Annotated in this window: 14 protein-coding genes; 2 read left to right on the top strand and 12 right to left on the bottom strand. The window is 64.2% G+C overall.

What is annotated here, in order from left to right:
* Window positions 1–3: 3 nt before the first annotated feature.
* Entirely contained in the window at window positions 4–453 is a 450-nt protein-coding gene (gene smpB / locus QCE64_RS05670; protein WP_309808092.1) for an SsrA-binding protein SmpB, read from the top strand.
* Between the two features lie 33 nt (window positions 454–486).
* Here the strand turns inward: smpB and QCE64_RS05665 are convergent, their stop codons facing one another.
* The 3 genes from QCE64_RS05665 to ppsA form a co-directional block, all read right to left on the bottom strand.
* A complete protein-coding gene (locus QCE64_RS05665) occupies window positions 487–1,425 on the bottom strand; it encodes an SPFH domain-containing protein (RefSeq protein ID WP_309929781.1) in 939 nt (312 codons plus the stop codon).
* A 36-nt stretch (window positions 1,426–1,461) separates the two neighbouring features.
* Window positions 1,462–1,890: an NfeD family protein gene (locus QCE64_RS05660; RefSeq protein ID WP_310003012.1), complete on the bottom strand. Its 429-nt coding sequence runs from the start codon at window positions 1,888–1,890 to the stop codon at window positions 1,462–1,464.
* A 95-nt stretch (window positions 1,891–1,985) separates the two neighbouring features.
* The gene (gene ppsA / locus QCE64_RS05655) at window positions 1,986–4,403 is read right to left on the bottom strand and encodes a phosphoenolpyruvate synthase (RefSeq protein ID WP_309915499.1); all 2,418 of its coding nucleotides are present in this window, start codon (window positions 4,401–4,403) and stop codon (window positions 1,986–1,988) included.
* Window positions 4,404–4,930: 527 nt separating this feature from the next.
* Here ppsA and QCE64_RS05650 point away from each other — a divergent pair.
* A complete protein-coding gene (locus QCE64_RS05650; RefSeq protein WP_309808087.1) occupies window positions 4,931–5,749 on the top strand; it encodes a pyruvate, water dikinase regulatory protein in 819 nt (272 codons plus the stop codon).
* Window positions 5,750–5,764: 15 nt separating this feature from the next.
* On the opposite strand, the gene QCE64_RS05645 is transcribed toward QCE64_RS05650, so the two are convergent.
* The 9 genes from QCE64_RS05645 to rseP all read right to left on the bottom strand — a co-directional run bounded on the left by QCE64_RS05645 (window position 5,765) and on the right by rseP (window position 15,429).
* Window positions 5,765–6,541, bottom strand: a complete 777-nt coding sequence (locus QCE64_RS05645) for an RNA methyltransferase (RefSeq protein WP_309915497.1) — start codon at window positions 6,539–6,541, stop codon at window positions 5,765–5,767.
* Between the two features lie 20 nt (window positions 6,542–6,561).
* Window positions 6,562–7,263: a ribonuclease HII gene (gene rnhB, locus QCE64_RS05640; protein ID WP_309915493.1), complete on the bottom strand. Its 702-nt coding sequence runs from the start codon at window positions 7,261–7,263 to the stop codon at window positions 6,562–6,564.
* A complete protein-coding gene (gene lpxB / locus QCE64_RS05635) occupies window positions 7,263–8,429 on the bottom strand; it encodes a lipid-A-disaccharide synthase (protein ID WP_309808084.1) in 1,167 nt (388 codons plus the stop codon). The genes rnhB and lpxB overlap by 1 nt, the downstream gene beginning before the upstream one ends.
* 11 nt (window positions 8,430–8,440) lie before the next feature.
* Window positions 8,441–9,229, bottom strand: a complete 789-nt coding sequence (gene lpxA / locus QCE64_RS05630; RefSeq protein ID WP_309808083.1) for an acyl-ACP--UDP-N-acetylglucosamine O-acyltransferase — start codon at window positions 9,227–9,229, stop codon at window positions 8,441–8,443.
* 61 nt (window positions 9,230–9,290) lie between these two features.
* Window positions 9,291–9,749: a 3-hydroxyacyl-ACP dehydratase FabZ gene (fabZ, locus tag QCE64_RS05625; protein WP_309808082.1), complete on the bottom strand. Its 459-nt coding sequence runs from the start codon at window positions 9,747–9,749 to the stop codon at window positions 9,291–9,293.
* 174 nt (window positions 9,750–9,923) lie between these two features.
* Window positions 9,924–11,012, bottom strand: a complete 1,089-nt coding sequence (lpxD, locus tag QCE64_RS05620; protein WP_309919657.1) for a UDP-3-O-(3-hydroxymyristoyl)glucosamine N-acyltransferase — start codon at window positions 11,010–11,012, stop codon at window positions 9,924–9,926.
* A gap of 28 nt (window positions 11,013–11,040) precedes the next feature.
* Window positions 11,041–11,613 carry an OmpH family outer membrane protein gene (locus tag QCE64_RS05615; protein ID WP_404987297.1) on the bottom strand — a complete coding sequence of 191 codons (573 nt, stop codon included), beginning with the start codon at window positions 11,611–11,613 and terminating at the stop codon, window positions 11,041–11,043.
* A gap of 43 nt (window positions 11,614–11,656) precedes the next feature.
* Window positions 11,657–13,969 carry an outer membrane protein assembly factor BamA gene (gene bamA, locus QCE64_RS05610; RefSeq protein ID WP_309915490.1) on the bottom strand — a complete coding sequence of 771 codons (2,313 nt, stop codon included), beginning with the start codon at window positions 13,967–13,969 and terminating at the stop codon, window positions 11,657–11,659.
* A 77-nt stretch (window positions 13,970–14,046) separates the two neighbouring features.
* Window positions 14,047–15,429, bottom strand: coding sequence for an RIP metalloprotease RseP (gene rseP, locus QCE64_RS05605; RefSeq protein ID WP_309915487.1), 1,383 nt, complete (start codon window positions 15,427–15,429; stop codon window positions 14,047–14,049).
* Window positions 15,430–15,433 lie beyond the last annotated feature (4 nt).

The following is a 15,433-nucleotide window of genomic DNA, read 5'->3' as shown; positions in this document are numbered from 1 at the left end:
TTCATGAGCATCATCGACAACAGAAAAGCCTTCTTCGATTACTTCATCGAGGAACGCTACGAGGCCGGTCTCGTGCTCGAAGGCTGGGAAGTCAAGGCGCTGCGTGCGGGCCGCGGGCAGATCAAGGAAGGCTACGTCGTCATCAAGGCAGGCGAGCTCTTTCTGATCGGCACGCATATCAGTCCGCTGCCCGAGGCCTCGAAGTTCGCGAACCTCGACCCGGTGCGCACGCGCAAGCTGCTGCTGCATCGCGACCAGATCGACAAGCTCATCGGCAAGGTCGAGCAGCGCGGCCACACACTCGTGCCGCTCAACTTCCACTACAAGGAAGGCCGCGTGAAATGCGAGATTGGCCTCGCCAAGGGCAAGAAGCTGCACGACAAGCGCGAGACCGAAAAGAAACGCGACTGGGATCGCGAGCGCGCACGGCTGATGCGTTCGGCCACGAAATAAGGCAAACAGGGCGCTCTTGCAGCGCCCTGTTTTTCAGCCCTTGCGGATCACGCTGCCGCCGCCCTCGCCCTTCACGATCGTCAACGCCGACGCGATCAACGAACTCATGTCCGAGAGATTGCCCGGCACGATCAGCGTGTTGCCGGCCTTCGCGATATTGCCGAACGCGCTGACGTACTGCTCGGCGATCTTGAGGTTCACCGCCTCCATGCCGCCCACGGTCTGAATGGCGGTGCCGATCTTTTCGATGGCCTGCGCGTTCGCCTCGGCAACCGCGAGAATGGCCGACGCCTCGCCCTGCGCCTGGTTGATCGCGGCCTGCCGTTCGCCTTCGGACTTCTGGATCGCCGCCTCACGCGCGCCCGCGGCCAGATTGATCTGCTCCTGCTTGCGACCTTCGGACGCGGCGATCAGTGCGCGCTTCTCGCGCTCGGCGGTGATCTGCGCCTGCATCGCGTGGAGAATTTCCTTAGGCGGCGTCAGATCCTTGATCTCGTAGCGCAGCACCTTCACGCCCCAGTTCGACGCGGCGTCGTCCAGCGCATTGACGATGCTGTGATTGATGAAGTCGCGCTCCTCGAAGGTCTTGTCGAGTTCCAGCTTGCCGATCACGGAACGCAAGGTGGTCTGCGAGAGCTGCGTGATGGCGAACACGAAGTTGCTCGAACCGTACGACGCCTTCATCGCGTCCGTGACCTGGAAGTACAGCACGCCGTCCACCTGCAACTGCGTGTTGTCGCGCGTGATGCAGACCTGGCTCGGCACTTCCAGCGGAATTTCCTTGAGCACGTGCTTGTAGGCCACCCGGTCGATGAACGGCAGCACGATGTTGAGGCCCGGCGTGAGCGTCGAGTGATAGCGGCCGAGCCGCTCGAGCACCCACGCATGCTGCTGCGGCACGATCTTGATGGTTTGCGCCGCGATCACGATGACGATCACGAGCAGAATGGCCCCGACGATGGTGACGTCCATCTTTGCTACTCCTCGCAGTTGTGTTGTCTTGTGTCTTCAGCGGCGCGCGACGACCACGAGCCGGTTGCCGTCGAGCGCGGTGATGCGATACCAGCGCGCGCCTTCGGCCTCGCCCGGCGCGAGTTCGACATCCCATTGCGCGCCGCGATACATCGTGCGCGCGCGGCCGTCGCGCCATTGGTCCACTTCCACGGTGGCGCCGATATCGAGATTCACGCCGGCATCGCGCGACGCGTCGCGCCGCTTCCAGTTGCCGAAGCGCGAGCGCCGCAGCGCCACCACCGCGATCAGGGCGACCAGCGCCGCCACGACGAACTGCAGGTGCGGCTGCGCGCCCAGCACATGCGCCACGCCGCCCGCGAGAAAGCCGAGCGCCACCATCAGCAGATAGAACGTGCCAGTGAACAGCTCGAACACGATCAGCACCCCCGCCGACACCCACCAGAACAGTCCGCTCGCAGCCATGCCCGCCTCCAAATGCAAACACCCCGGAGGATGTCCGGGGTGTTTTTATAGCACGCTCGCGCCTTTCCGAAAGCATCGGGAAAGGCGGATTTTGCTTATTTCGACAAGGTCTTCGCCAGCTGCTGCCAGGTGTCGATGATCGTGTCCGGGTTCAGCGACATCGATTCGATGCCCAGTTCCGCCAGCCACACGGCGAGGTCCGGATGATCCGACGGGCCTTGTCCGCAAATACCGACATACTTGTTCAGCTTCAGGCACGTTTCGATTGCGCGCTTGAGCATGAACTGAACGGCTTCGTCGCGTTCGTCGAAGTCCGCGGCGAGCAGTTCCATGCCGGAGTCGCGGTCGAGGCCGAGCGTCAGCTGCGTCAGGTCGTTCGAGCCGATCGAGAAGCCGTCGAAGCGCTCCAGGAACTGCTCGGCGAGGATCGCGTTGGACGGCACTTCGCACATCATCACGAGCTTGAGGCCGTTCGTCCCGCTCTTCAGGCCGAACTTCGCCAGCAGCTCGATCACGCGGTCCGCCTGCTTCAGGGTCCGCACGAACGGCACCATGATCTGGACGTTGTCGAGACCCATCTCCTCGCGCACCTTCTTCAGCGCGACGCATTCCATGTGGAACGCCTCGGCGAAGTCTTCCGCGATATAGCGCGACGCGCCGCGGAAACCGAGCATCGGGTTCTCTTCGTCCGGCTCATAACGCGAACCGCCGATCAGCTTCTTGTACTCGTTCGACTTGAAGTCGGACAGGCGCACGATCACCGGCTTCGGATAGAACGCGGCCGCGATCGTGGCGATGCCTTCCGTCAGCTTGTCGACATAGAACGCACGCGGCGATGCATGACCGCGCGCCACGCTCTCCACCGCCTTCTTCAGGTCCGCGTCGACGTTCGGGTACTCGAGGATCGCCTTAGGATGGACGCCGATGTTGTTGTTGATGATGAACTCGAGGCGCGCCAGGCCCACGCCCGCGTTCGGCAGCTGCGCGAAGTCGAACGCGAGTTGCGGATTGCCGACGTTCATCATGATCTTGACCGGAATGGCCGGCAGTTCGCCGCGCTGGACTTCGGTCACTTCGGTTTCGAGCAGGCCGTCGTAGATCTTGCCTTCGTCGCCTTCCGCGCACGACACCGTGACGAGCGCGCCGTCCTTCAGGATGTCCGTTGCGTCGCCGCAGCCGACCACTGCCGGCACGCCCAGCTCACGCGCGATGATGGCTGCGTGGCAAGTACGCCCGCCGCGATTCGTCACGATGGCCGATGCGCGCTTCATCACCGGCTCCCAGTTCGGGTCGGTCATGTCGGCGACCAGCACGTCGCCCGGCTGCACGCGTTCCATCTCCGACGGGTCATGGATGACGCGCACCGGACCCGCGCCGATCTTCTGGCCGATCGCGCGGCCGGTGGTCAGCACGTTCGACTGGCCCTTCAGCTTGAAGCGCATCTCGGCCTTGCCGGACGCCTGGCTCTTCACGGTTTCCGGACGCGCCTGGAGGATGAACAGCTTGCCGTCGCGGCCGTCCTTGCCCCACTCGATGTCCATCGGACGCTGATAGTGCTTCTCGATGATGACCGCGTACTTCGCGAGTTCGATCACGTCTTCGTCGGTGATCGAGAAGCGGTTGCGCTGCTCGTGCGGCACGTCGACCGTCTTCACGCGGCCCGGCTCGCCCGGCTTCGTGAATTCCATCTTGATGAGCTTGGAGCCGATGGAGCGGCGGATGATCGGATACTTGTTCTGTTCGAGCGTGGTCTTGAAGACGTGGAATTCGTCCGGATTCACCGCGCCCTGCACGACGGTTTCGCCCAGGCCGTAGCTCGACGTGATGAAGACGGTTTCCTTGAAGCCCGATTCGGTGTCGATGGTGAACATCACGCCGGCCGCGCCGACGTCCGAGCGCACCATGCGCTGCACGCCCGCCGACAACGCGACTTCAGCATGCGTGAAGCCCTTGTGGACGCGATACGAGATGGCGCGGTCGTTGTACAGCGAGGCGAACACGTGCTTCATGCGATCGAGCACGTCCTCGACGCCGACCACGTTCAGATAGCTTTCCTGCTGGCCCGCGAAGGAGGCGTCGGGCAAGTCTTCCGCGGTCGCGGACGAACGCACGGCGAACGACAGCTCTTCGGGCGAGCTGTTTTGCAGGACCTCGAAGCCACGGCGGATTTCTTCTTCGAGACGCGGCTGCAGCGGTGCGTCGACGATCCATTGACGGATTTCCTTGCCGGCTTCGGCAAGCGCCTTGACGTCGTCGACGTCGAAGGTTTCGAGACGCTTCGCGATGCGGTCCGTCAGGGTGTTGTGCTGGAGGAAGTCGCGGAATGCGAGGGCCGTGGTTGCAAAGCCCGTGGGCACGCGAACGCCGGCTTCGGAAAGCTGGCTGATCATCTCGCCGAGCGACGCATTCTTGCCACCGACGATTTCCACGTCGGTCATTCGCAACTGCTCGAAGGGAACTACATACGCCTGATCCTTTGCGACATCTTTCGCGACATTGACTGCGTTACTCATACAAGCCCCTAAGGTGGATGGAATTCTCGATCGCACGAGTGGGCTCATATGCGGCGGCGCTCATTGGAAGCGCCGGCCGCATCTCGTACAACCTGTTTGATAAGCCTTCGGGGGAGCCACGCCGCTTGATACCGGTGAATACCGGGGCGTGGTCAAAAAGAAGCGAAACGTCGGAAACTTGCTCGAGACCGTGGATTTACCCTGCAACACGCTACAAAAGCCACGAAACGACCGCGATTTGACGAAAATCCGCTTCAGTTTGTCCGCAATTGCTTATCGAACAGGTTGCCGCTATTCTACCTTGCTGCATTTCGAAATTGTTTCGATCAGGCAGGGGTTCAACGGCAAAATCGAGGTGTTTCGGGCCTGTTCGTGGGGCATCCCACACCCAGGCGCCCGCTCTGCACTCGTTTTTCTCTTCGCCGGCGGTCAGTTACCATAACACAGGTTTTTCCGGCGTCCGTGCTTTCGCGCCACCGCTGCCGCCCGCTTTCATCCTTTTCCTTTTCGTTTTTTTCTTTCCGCCGATGCCGCCTTCCGTATTCATCGTTTCCGACGGTACCGGGATCACTGCCGAAACCTTCGCGCATTCGATCCTCGCCCAGTTCGACCAGAAATTCCGGCTCGTGCGCGTGCCTTTCGTCGATTCGATCGACAAGGCCTACGCGACCGTCGAGAAGATCAACGAGACCGTCGCGCTGGACGGCCGCCGGCCCATCGTGTTCACCACGCTGGTGGACAGTGCGTCGAACGAAGTCGTCAAGGGCTGCAACGCGCTCGTGCTCGACATGTTCCAGACCTTCATCGAGCCGCTCGAACAGGAACTGGAAATCAAGTCCACGCACGCCATGGGCCGCGTGCACCAGAACGCCGATACCGAGGAATACAAGAACCGCATCGAGGCCATCAACTTCTCGCTCGCGCACGACGACGGCCAGTCCAACCGCAATCTCGCCGATGCCGACGTGATCCTCGTGGGCGTGTCGCGCAGCGGCAAGACGCCGACCAGCCTCTACCTGGCGATGCAATACGGTGTGAAGGCAGCGAACTATCCGCTGATTCCGGAAGACTTCGAGCGCGGCAAGCTGCCGACGCCGCTGCTGGAACATCGCGAGAAGATGTTCGGGCTGTCGATCGATCCGCAACGGCTCTCCGAGATCCGCAACGAGCGGCGACCGGGCAGCAAGTACGCCGCGCTGGAGAACTGCCGCTACGAGATCAACGAAGCGGAGATGATGATGAAGCGCGAGGGCGTGAAGTGGCTGTCGTCGACGCACAAGTCGATCGAGGAAATCGCCACGACGATCCTGCAGGAAGTGAAGCCCGAGCGGCCTTCCTACTACTGACGCGAAGGCGCCGGTTCAACGCTGCTGGCGGCACTGCTCGAACAGACAGATCGCCGCCGCAGCCGCCACATTCAGCGACTCCATGCCGCCCGGCTGCGGAATCGTCACGCGATGCGTGACGGCATCGCGCCAGACCTGCGACACGCCCGCCCCTTCATTGCCGAACACCCACGCCAGCGCGCCGGACAGGTCGCAGTCGTACAGCGCCACGGCGCCGTGGGAGTCCGTGATCGTCACGGGCGCGTCGAGCCGCGCGATCAGCCCGTCCGGTTCGACGTCCTCGAAAATATCCAGCAGGAAATGCGCGCCCATGCCCGAGCGCAGCACCTTCGACGACCACGCGTACGCCGTCCCCGGCGCGCAGAACACGCGCGTGATGCCGGCCGCCGCCGCGCTGCGCAGGATCGAGCCGACATTGCCGGCGTCCTGCACGCCATCGAGGACCACGCAAGTTTCGGCGACCCGCACGGGCAGTTCGGCGTCGAGCTTCTCGACCAGCAACAGCATGCCGACGCCATGCACGACGCTCGACAGCTGGCCGAACAGCGCATCCGGCAGCACCATCACCCGCTTTTCCTCGATGCGCGCGACGATCCGCCGCGCTTCCTCGTGCGTGAGCGCGCCCTCGGTCACGATGCAGGTTTCCGGTTGCCCGGCGGCATCGAGATAGGCGGACGCGAGATGCAGGCCTTCCAGCAGCGCGTGGCCGCTGCGGCGCTGCTGCGCCGTCGAGCCGGCGAGCGCCTTGATGCGCTTGTAGAGCGGATTGTCCCGCGAGGTGATGGATTTCACGTGGTGTCGAAAGATGCCGCTCAGAAGGCCAACATGTCCGAATCGTCTTGCGCGGCTGCGGTGACTTCGAGCACTTCCGGTGCGATTTCGGGCAGCACCGAACCGAAGCGTGCATGCGCCTCGCGAACCGGCGCGAACGAACGCCGATGATGCACGCACGGCCCGTGTTCGCGCAGCGCCTTCAGATGCTGCGGCGTGCCGTAACCCGAATGCACGTTGAAGCCATACATCGGATGGACGTCGTGCAGTTCGACCAGCATGCGGTCGCGCGTGACCTTCGCGAGAATGGACGCCGCCGAGATCTGCTTGATGAGCGCGTCGCCGCCGATGACCGCTTCCGCGCGGATCGAGAGCGTCGGGCAACGGTTGCCGTCCACCTTCACGAGCGTCGGAGCGACGGACAACCCTTCCACCGCGCGCTTCATCGCGAGCATGGACGCATGCAGGATGTTGATGGTGTCGATTTCATCGACGCTCGCCGACGCAATGCAATACGCCAGCGCCCGGTCGACGATCTTCTCGTACAGTTCCTCGCGACGCTTCGCGCTCAGCGCCTTCGAGTCGTCGAGCCCGTTGATGCGTGGTTTAGCGGGATCGAAGATCACCGCCGCCGCGACCACCGGTCCGGCCAGCGGACCACGACCCGCTTCGTCGACGCCGCAGATGATGTCAAGCGGGGAACTGAAATCGAGGCCGGGCTGGGTGAGTTGCCGTGACGCCATTACCGGGGTCTCCGCGTGTCGAGCACCCGCGCCACGGCCTGTGCCGCCTTCTGCGACGTATCCTGGCGCAGCGCGATGTGCATCTCGGTGAAGATGTCCGTCAGCGTACGGCGGTTCGCGTCGTCGTTCAACTGTTTCAGCGTCGCGTCCGCGAGCGCCTCGGGCGTCGCGAAATGCTGCAACAACTCCGGCACGACGAAGCGTCCGGCGAGAATGTTCGGCAGGCCCACATACGGCAGATAGCCCTGCCGCTTCATGATCTGGCCCGTGAGCCAGGGCACCTTGTACGAGATGACCATCGGCTTCTTCAGCAGCGCGGCTTCGAGCGTGACCGTGCCGCTCTTCACGAGGATCGCGTCGGCGGCGGTCATCGCGCGCTGGGCGTTGCCGTCGGTGATCGTCAGTGCAAGGTTCGGATGCGCATCCACGAGCGGCCGCAGCAACTCGCGCAACGCCGGATTCGCGGCCGGCATCAGGAAACGCACGCCCGGCTCGCGCTGCTGCATCAGCTCCATTGCGTCGAAGAAGGTCGGGCCGATCAGCGCGATTTCCGAACGCCGGCTGCCCGGCAGCACGGCAATCACCGGGCCGCCCGTCGCGATGCCGAGTTCACGGCGCGCACCCTGCGTATCCGGTTCGAGCGGGATCTCGTCGGCGAGCGGATGGCCGACGTAGCTCGCCGCCACGCCCGCCTTCTCCATCAGCGCCGTTTCGAACGGGAATACGCAGAGCATGTGATCGACGGCCTTGACGATCTTCTTGATGCGCCCGCCGCGCCACGCCCAGATGGACGGACAAACGAAGTGAATGGTGGGAATGCCGGCTTCGCGCAGCGGCTGTTCCAGGCCGAAGTTGAAATCGGGCGCATCCACGCCGATGAACACCGACGGCGGCTCCGCCAGCAGTTGCCGGCGGATCTCGTTGCGGATGCCCAGAATCTCGGGAATGTGCTTCAGCGCTTCGACATAGCCGCGCACGGTCAGCTTGTCCATCGGCCAGTGCGCTTCGAAGCCTTCGGCCGTCATGCGCGGGCCGCCGATGCCGCTATAGCGCGTGCCTTCCGGCAGCGCGCCCTTCAGGCCCTTGAGCAGCGAGGCCGCCAGCAGGTCGCCGGACGGCTCGCCGGCGACCATCGCGACGCGCGGCGGAAGGTTGAACGGGGTCATCGGGCGGCGGTCTAGCGGATGATGCCGCGCTGCGAGGCCGCGATGAAGCCGGCGAAGGCCTTGACCACCTCGTCGCCCTCGCCGCCCGCGGCGCCGAGATCCTGGAGCTGCGACTTGGCTTCCTCGAGCGACAGGCCGCTCTTGTAGACGATGCGATAAGCCGAGCGCAGTGCCGAAATGGCGTCCGGCGTGAAGCCGCGGCGGCGCAGCCCTTCCACGTTGATGCCGTGCGGCTCCGCCTTGTTGCCCGCCGCGATCACGAACGGCGGCACGTCCTGCACGAGCGCCGACGCGCCACCGAGCATCGAATGCGCGCCGATGCGCACGAACTGGTGCACGCCCGACATGCCGCCGATGATCGCGTGATCGCCGACGATCACGTGGCCCGCCAGCTGCGCGTTGCTCGACATGATGACGTTGTCGCCGAGCCGGCAGTCATGGCCTACGTGCACGTAGGCCATGATCCAGCAGTCGCTGCCGATGGACGTCAGGCTCTGGTCCTGCACCGTGCCGGTATGCAGCGTCGTGAATTCGCGGATGGTGTTGCGGTCGCCGATTTCGAGACGGGTCGGCTCGCCCTTGTACTTCATGTCCTGCGGACGGCCGCCGATCGACGCGTAGTGGCCGATGCGATTGTCCCGGCCGATGGTCGTATGGCCTTCGATCACGCTGTGCGAGCCGACCGTCGTGCCGGCGCCGATCACGACGTGCGCGCCGACGATCGCGTACGGTCCGATCTCGACGGACTCGTCGAGCTGAGCGCCCGGCTCGATGATCGCGGAGGGGTGAATCTTGCTCATGCGCTGTTCGCCTATGCTGTTCGTGCTGCTCGTTTCTCTGACGCGGATGACGCCCGTGCGCTCAGGCGTCCGTGGTCTTCACGGTACACATGAGTTCGGCTTCGGCGGCGGTCACGCCATCCACTTCGGCGCGCGCCTTGAACTTCCAGATGCCGCGCATGTAGCGCTCGAAAGTCACGTTGAGGATCAGCTGGTCGCCCGGTTCCACCACGCGCTTGAAACGCGCGCCATCGATGCCGACGAAGTAGTACAGCGTGTTGGTCGGATCGTGCGGCTCTTCCGCGAAGGTCAGCAGCGCCGCCGTCTGCGCGAGCGCTTCGAGAATCAGCACGCCCGGCATGACCGGACGCGTCGGGAAGTGGCCCTGGAAATACGGCTCGTTGATCGTCACGTTCTTCAACGCTTTGATGCTCTTGTGCGGCTCGAGTTCGAGCACGCGGTCCACGAGCAGGATCGGGTAGCGATGCGGCAGCAGCGTAAGGATCTTGTGGATGTCGAGATTGATTTTTTCTGTGCTCATGGTCGTTCTGCTCACGCGCGGGTCCCGCGTGGAAATGGGATGGCGGGCCGTCTGCGACGCCCGCCCGGATTGCTGTGTCTCTTGCCGGGTCCAGTCCGGCGGTTCGGACCGGCCCGCTTTTCGATTCTGCCGCGGCCGAATGTTACGTTCGCCGCGGGATGCCGCTTGCTTCGCTCAAGCGCCGCGCTCGTCGCCCTGCTTGCCTGCGCCGGCGAGCGCGCTCTCCAGCGCCTTGATGCGCTCGCGCATCTTGTCGAGATTGCGCATGATGGCGGCGCTCTTGTTCCAGTCCGCGTGCGGCACGGCCGGGAAGGCGCTCGTGTACATGCCAGGCTTGAGCAGCGACTTCGAGACGCCCGACTGCGCCGTGACGATCACGTAGTCCGCGAGCGTCACATGTCCCGCGATGCCCACGGCGCCGCCGATCATGCAATGCCGGCCAATGTTCGTGCTGCCCGCGATGCCCGCGCACCCGGCAATCACCGTGTACGCGCCGATGCGGCAGTTATGGCCGATCTGCACGAGATTGTCGATCTTCACGCATTCCTCGATGACGGTGTCCGCCATCGCGCCGCGATCGATCGTGGTATTCGCGCCGATCTCGACGTCAGCCGCGATCTTCACCGCGCCGACCTGCGGAATCTTCACCCAGTTGCCGGTGCGGGCCTCGCCTTCGCCGGTGAAGTCCGGGGCAAAGCCGAAGCCGTCCGCGCCGATCACCGCGCCCGCGTGCACGATCACGCGCGCGCCGAGCGTGCAGCCGTGATAGACGGTGACGTGGGGATACAGATGCACGTCGTCGCCGAGCGTGACGCGCTGGCCCACGGTCACGCCGGCATCCAGCTTCACGCGCTCGCCGATCACCGCGCCCGCCTCGACCGTCACATGCGGTCCGATCACGGCGCTGGCCGCGACCTGCGCGGCGGGATCGACATACGCGCTCGGATGCACGCCGGGCACGGCCTTCGGCGTGGCCAGGTCGATGAAGGCCTGCGCCACGCGGGCGAAGTAAGCGTAGGGGTTCGGCGTGACGATGAAATTACTGCCCGCGCGATTCGTCACTTTCTCGAGATCGGCGTGCGAAATCAGCACGGCGCCCGCCTGGGTCGTCTCGACCTGCGGAAGATACTTCTGGTTCGCGAGAAACGCGAGCTGGGTGGAATCCGCCTTGTCGAGCGGTGCGAGACTCCCGACGCGGTGCGCCCCGTTGCCGGCCACTTCTCCGCCGAAGCGCTTCACCAGTTCGTCGAGCGTGATCGCCATGCCTGATGCCATCTCCTCTCAGTCCTCGTCAGTTCGGGCTGGTGCCGCTCGCGCCCGTGCCGTTCGAATTCGCCGCGAGCGCCTTCAGCACCTGATCCGTGATGTCGATGCGCGGACTGACATACACCGCCTCCTGCACGATCAGGTCGTAGTGCTGCTGTTCCGCGATCTGCTTGATGACCTTGTTGGCCCGGTCCAGCACGGCCGCGAGTTCTTCATTGCGGCGCTGGTTCAGGTCTTCGCGGAACTCGCGCTGCTTGCGCTGGAAATCCGCGTCGGTCTGCGCGAGGTCGCGCTGGCGGGCGGCGCGGTCGGCCGGGGCCATCGACGCGCCGTTCTTGTCGATGTTGTCCGACATCGCCTTCAGGCGCTGCGCCATGTCCTGCAGCGCCTTGTCGCGCTTGGCGAATTCCTGCTCCAGCTTCGACTGGGCGGCCTTGGCCGCCGCCGATTCGCGCAGGATGCGGTCCGAATTGACCGCCGCGATGCGCGCTTCCTGCGCGCTCGCGCCAGCGGCGGCGCCCAGGCCGAGAACCAGCGACAACGCAAGCGCCAGTGCCCTGTGTTTCGCAAGCTTACCGGTTCGCAAAGTGTTCCTCACGTTACGTCGAATTGAGTGAAGTTCGGGTTCATCGACACGCCGCTTAGAAAGCCGTACCGATCTGGAACTGGAACTTCTGGTACTGATCGCCTTCATGCTTCTGCAGCGGGAAACCCAGGCTCAGCTTGAGCGGGCCGATCGGCGAAATCCACGCCAGACCCACACCGTAGCCGTAGCGCAGGCCGTTCGCGCCGCTGGTCGTGCCGCCCTGGCCCGGGTCGCCCCAGACGTTACCGGCATCGAGGAAGGTGAACACGCGCAGCGTACGGTCATAGCCCGTGCCCGGCAGCGGGAACGTCAGCTCGATATTGCCGACCGCCATGCGCGAGCCGCCGATCGGATCGTTCGTGGTGGCGTCGCGCGGACCCAGCGAGCTCGGCGAGTAGCCGCGCACCGAACCGATACCGCCCGCGTAGTAGTTCTTGAAGATCGGGTACGTCTGGCCGTCCAGCCCCTTGCCGTAGCCGCCCTGCAAGTTGAAGCCGAGCACGAAGCCGCGCGCGAACGAGTAGTAATACTGGAACTGCGCGTCGAACTTCGCGTACGTGGTGTTGCCGATCGGCGTGCCGTATTCCGCGTTCGACTGCAGGTAATAGCCGCGGCTCGGCACGAGGGCGCTGTCACGATTGTCGCGCGACCAGCCCACCGTCAGCGGATAGTTGTTCACCACCCGGCCGAACTCGTTCACGTAGTTCGTATAGGCCTTCGGCGTGGCGGCGTCCAGGTCCATGGTGTTCTGCTCGGCGCCGACGCCGAAGAACACCGTGTCCTGCTCCGAGAACGGAATGCCGAACTTCGTGTCCGCGCCCATCGTCACGATCCGGAAGCTCGAATCGGTCGAGTAGTACAGCGGCTGGTAAGTACGGTAGTACGCGTCGGTAATGCGCTTGATGCCGTCGATGGTGAAGTACGGATCGACCTGCGTGACCGTCAGCGTGCGGTAGGTCTTCGCGGTGTTCACGTTCACCGAAAGGCTCGTACCGGAACCGAAGACGTTGTCCTGCGAGACGCCCGCCGACAGCACCACCTTGTCCGTCGACGAGAAGCCCGCGCCCAGCGTGATGGCGCCGGTCGGCTTTTCGGCCACCTTGACGTCCACGTCCACCTGGTCGTTCGTGCCTTCGACCGGCACCGTGGCCACGTCCACGTCCGTGAAGTAGCCGAGACGGTTGATACGGTCCTTCGAGAGCGCGAGACGGCTCGAATCGAACCACGAGCTTTCCAGCTGGCGCATTTCGCGGCGGACCACTTCGTCGCGCGTGCGGGTGTTGCCGACGATGTTCACGCGCCGCACGTACACGCGGCGGCTCGGGTCCACCTGCAGCGTCAGCGCGACGGTGTGATCCTTCTGGTCGATGTCCGGCTGCGCGTTGACCTGCGCGAACGCGTAGCCGTATTCGCCGAGCTTGTCGACGATCGACTTCGTGGTGGCCTGTAGTTTCTCCGCCGAGAAGCGGTCGCCCGGCTTGATCTTCACGAGCTTCTTGAGCTCGGCTTCGCGGTCGAGCAGATTGCCCGACAGCTTGACGCTGCTGATCTTGTACGGCTCGCCTTCATGCACGGCGATCGTCAGGTACATGTCCTTCTTGTCGGGCGAGATGGACACCTGCGTCGAGTCGATGCTGAACTCGAGATAGCCGCGGTTCAGGTAGTACGAGCGCACGTTCTCGAGGTCGCCCGTGAGCTTTTCCTTCGCGTAGAGGTCGCTCTTCGTGTACCAGGAGAACCAGTTCGGCGTGGAGAGCTGCATTTCGCCCAGCAGCGTGCTCGAACTGACCGCCTTGTTGCCGACGAAGTTGATCTGGCGGATCTTCGCGCTCGGACCTTCCGCCACCGAGAACAGGATGGCCACGCGATTGCGGTCCACCGGCGTCACCGTGGTGGTCACTTCCGCCGCGTAGTAGCCGCGCGTCAGGTATTGCCGCTTCAGTTCCTGCTCGGCCTTGTCGACCAGCGCCTTGTCGTACGAACGGCCCTGCGACAAGCCCACCGAGCGCAGCGCCTTCGTCAGGTTGTCCTTGTCGAATTCGTGCAGGCCGGCGAAGTCGATGCTCGAGATGGCCGGACGTTCCTGCACCTGCACGACCACCACGTTCCCTTCCGTGGCGATCTGCACGTCGTTGAAGAAGCCCGTTGCGTAGAGCGCGCGGATCGCTTCGGAGGCTTTGTCGTCGGTGAAGGTGTCGCCTTGCTTGATCGGCAGGTATGCGAACACGGAGCCCGGTTCGATGCGCTGAAGACCGTCGATCCGAATATCCTGCACGACGAACGGCGTGGTGGCGTGTGCCGCCATACCCGTCGCGGCGAGCGCCGCGGCCACAGCCGTCTTAGGAACAAAGCGATGAGGTTTGAACAACGTGCTTCCCCAGTATTTAAAGCTGCATTCGTTCCAGCGGTCGCCCGAGCGACGCCGCCAGAAATTGTCAAAGTGGATCAGAAACGAATCAGACGAGCGAGGTCGTTGAACAGCGCAATCATCGAGAGCGCGACGATGCAGACCAGGCCCGCCCTTTGCAGAACCAGCTGCCAGCGATCGGATACGGCTTTGCCGGTGACAGCCTCAACCAAATAATATAACAGATGCCCACCGTCCAATACCGGAATCGGTAACAAGTTCAACACTCCAAGGCTGATGCTGACGAGCGCCAGAAACGACAAAAACGCCGACAAACCCAGCCTCGCGCTCTTGCCCGCGTAGTCCGCGATGGTGACCGGTCCCGACAGGTTCTTGAGCGACGCCTCGCCGACGATCATCCGCCCGAACATGCGCAGCGAGTAGGCGCTGATGTCCCAGGTGCGGTTCACGCCCAGACGCAGGCTTTCGATCGGCCCGTATCGCACGTTGACCGAAGGCAGCACGTTGCCGAGCGCCGCGCCGATCCGGCCGATCTCCTTGCCGGTCGTCGCGTCGTGCTTGAGATCGGGCGTGATCTGGACGGCATCGAGCTTGCCGTTGCGTTCGATGCCGAGCGTCACCGGCTTGCCGCCGTGCGCCTTCACGTAATCGATGAAGCTGGTGGCGTTGTCGACCGTGCGGCCGTCGATGGTGCGCAGCGTGTCGCCGGGCTTGAGCCCGCTCTTCTGCGCCGCGCTGCCCGCTTCCACGGCCGCCACCGTCAGCGTGCCGCCGCCCGGCGTGAAGCCGAGCTTGTCCATGAAGTCCTGATCGGCGTCGGCGTCGGTGATGCCCGTGACGCTCACCGGGAAATCGAAGGTGCCGTCTTTCGTTTTCGCCGACAGCACCACGCGGCGATGATCGAACGCGGCGTCGAGCAGTTTCCAGCGCAGGTCGGACCAGGAGCGGATCGTGTGAGTCTCGCCGCCCGACGCGTCGCGCATCGCCAGCACGGTTTCGCCGCCCTCGAAGCCCGCGCGTGCGGCGGCGGTGTCCGGCGCCGGCTGCGAGACGATGGCCGCGGGCTCGGTGACGCCGGCCGCGAACACCGCGGAAAACAGCACGATGGCCAGCAGGAAGTTGGCGATCGGGCCTGCGGCGACGATCGCGATGCGCTTGGCGACGCTCTGGCGGTTGAACGCGCGCGGCAGGTCTTCGGCGGGAATCTTCGTGCCGCTGTCGGGATCGACCTCGCGCTCGTCGAGCATCTTCACGTAGCCGCCCAGCGGCAGCGCGGCGATGGTCCACTCGACGCCGGTCTTCTTGCTGGTCCACTGCACCAGCGGCTTGCCGAAGCCGACGGAAAAGCGCAGCACTTTCACGCCGCACCATCGCGCGACGCTGTAGTGACCGAATTCGTGGACGACGACGAGCACGCCAATCGCGACGACGAAGGCGACGATTTCGGTCAGAAAGTTCATGACG

Source organism: Caballeronia sp. LZ043 (assembly GCF_031451075.1).
In the GTDB taxonomy this organism is placed as follows: domain Bacteria; phylum Pseudomonadota; class Gammaproteobacteria; order Burkholderiales; family Burkholderiaceae; genus Caballeronia.
Note: the sequence above shows the minus strand (reverse complement) of the source record. Positions and strands in the feature narration are given on the sequence as shown.

What these genes read in the sequence shown, in the direction of transcription:
- ppsA (WP_309915499.1), bottom strand. Translation starts at nt 4,403, where the DNA reads ATGAGTAACGCAGTCAATGTCGCGAAAGATGTCGCAAAGGATCAGGCG.
- QCE64_RS05660 (WP_310003012.1), bottom strand. Translation starts at nt 1,890, where the DNA reads ATGGCTGCGAGCGGACTGTTCTGGTGGGTGTCGGCGGGGGTGCTGATC.
- fabZ (WP_309808082.1), bottom strand. Translation starts at nt 9,749, where the DNA reads ATGAGCACAGAAAAAATCAATCTCGACATCCACAAGATCCTTACGCTG.
- rnhB (WP_309915493.1), bottom strand. Translation starts at nt 7,263, where the DNA reads ATGGCGTCACGGCAACTCACCCAGCCCGGCCTCGATTTCAGTTCCCCG.
- QCE64_RS05650 (WP_309808087.1), top strand. Translation starts at nt 4,931, where the DNA reads ATGCCGCCTTCCGTATTCATCGTTTCCGACGGTACCGGGATCACTGCC.
- smpB (WP_309808092.1), top strand. Translation starts at nt 4, where the DNA reads ATGAGCATCATCGACAACAGAAAAGCCTTCTTCGATTACTTCATCGAG.
- lpxA (WP_309808083.1), bottom strand. Translation starts at nt 9,229, where the DNA reads ATGAGCAAGATTCACCCCTCCGCGATCATCGAGCCGGGCGCTCAGCTC.
- lpxB (WP_309808084.1), bottom strand. Translation starts at nt 8,429, where the DNA reads ATGACCCCGTTCAACCTTCCGCCGCGCGTCGCGATGGTCGCCGGCGAG.
- rseP (WP_309915487.1), bottom strand. Translation starts at nt 15,429, where the DNA reads ATGAACTTTCTGACCGAAATCGTCGCCTTCGTCGTCGCGATTGGCGTG.
- QCE64_RS05665 (WP_309929781.1), bottom strand. Translation starts at nt 1,425, where the DNA reads ATGGACGTCACCATCGTCGGGGCCATTCTGCTCGTGATCGTCATCGTG.
- lpxD (WP_309919657.1), bottom strand. Translation starts at nt 11,012, where the DNA reads ATGGCGATCACGCTCGACGAACTGGTGAAGCGCTTCGGCGGAGAAGTG.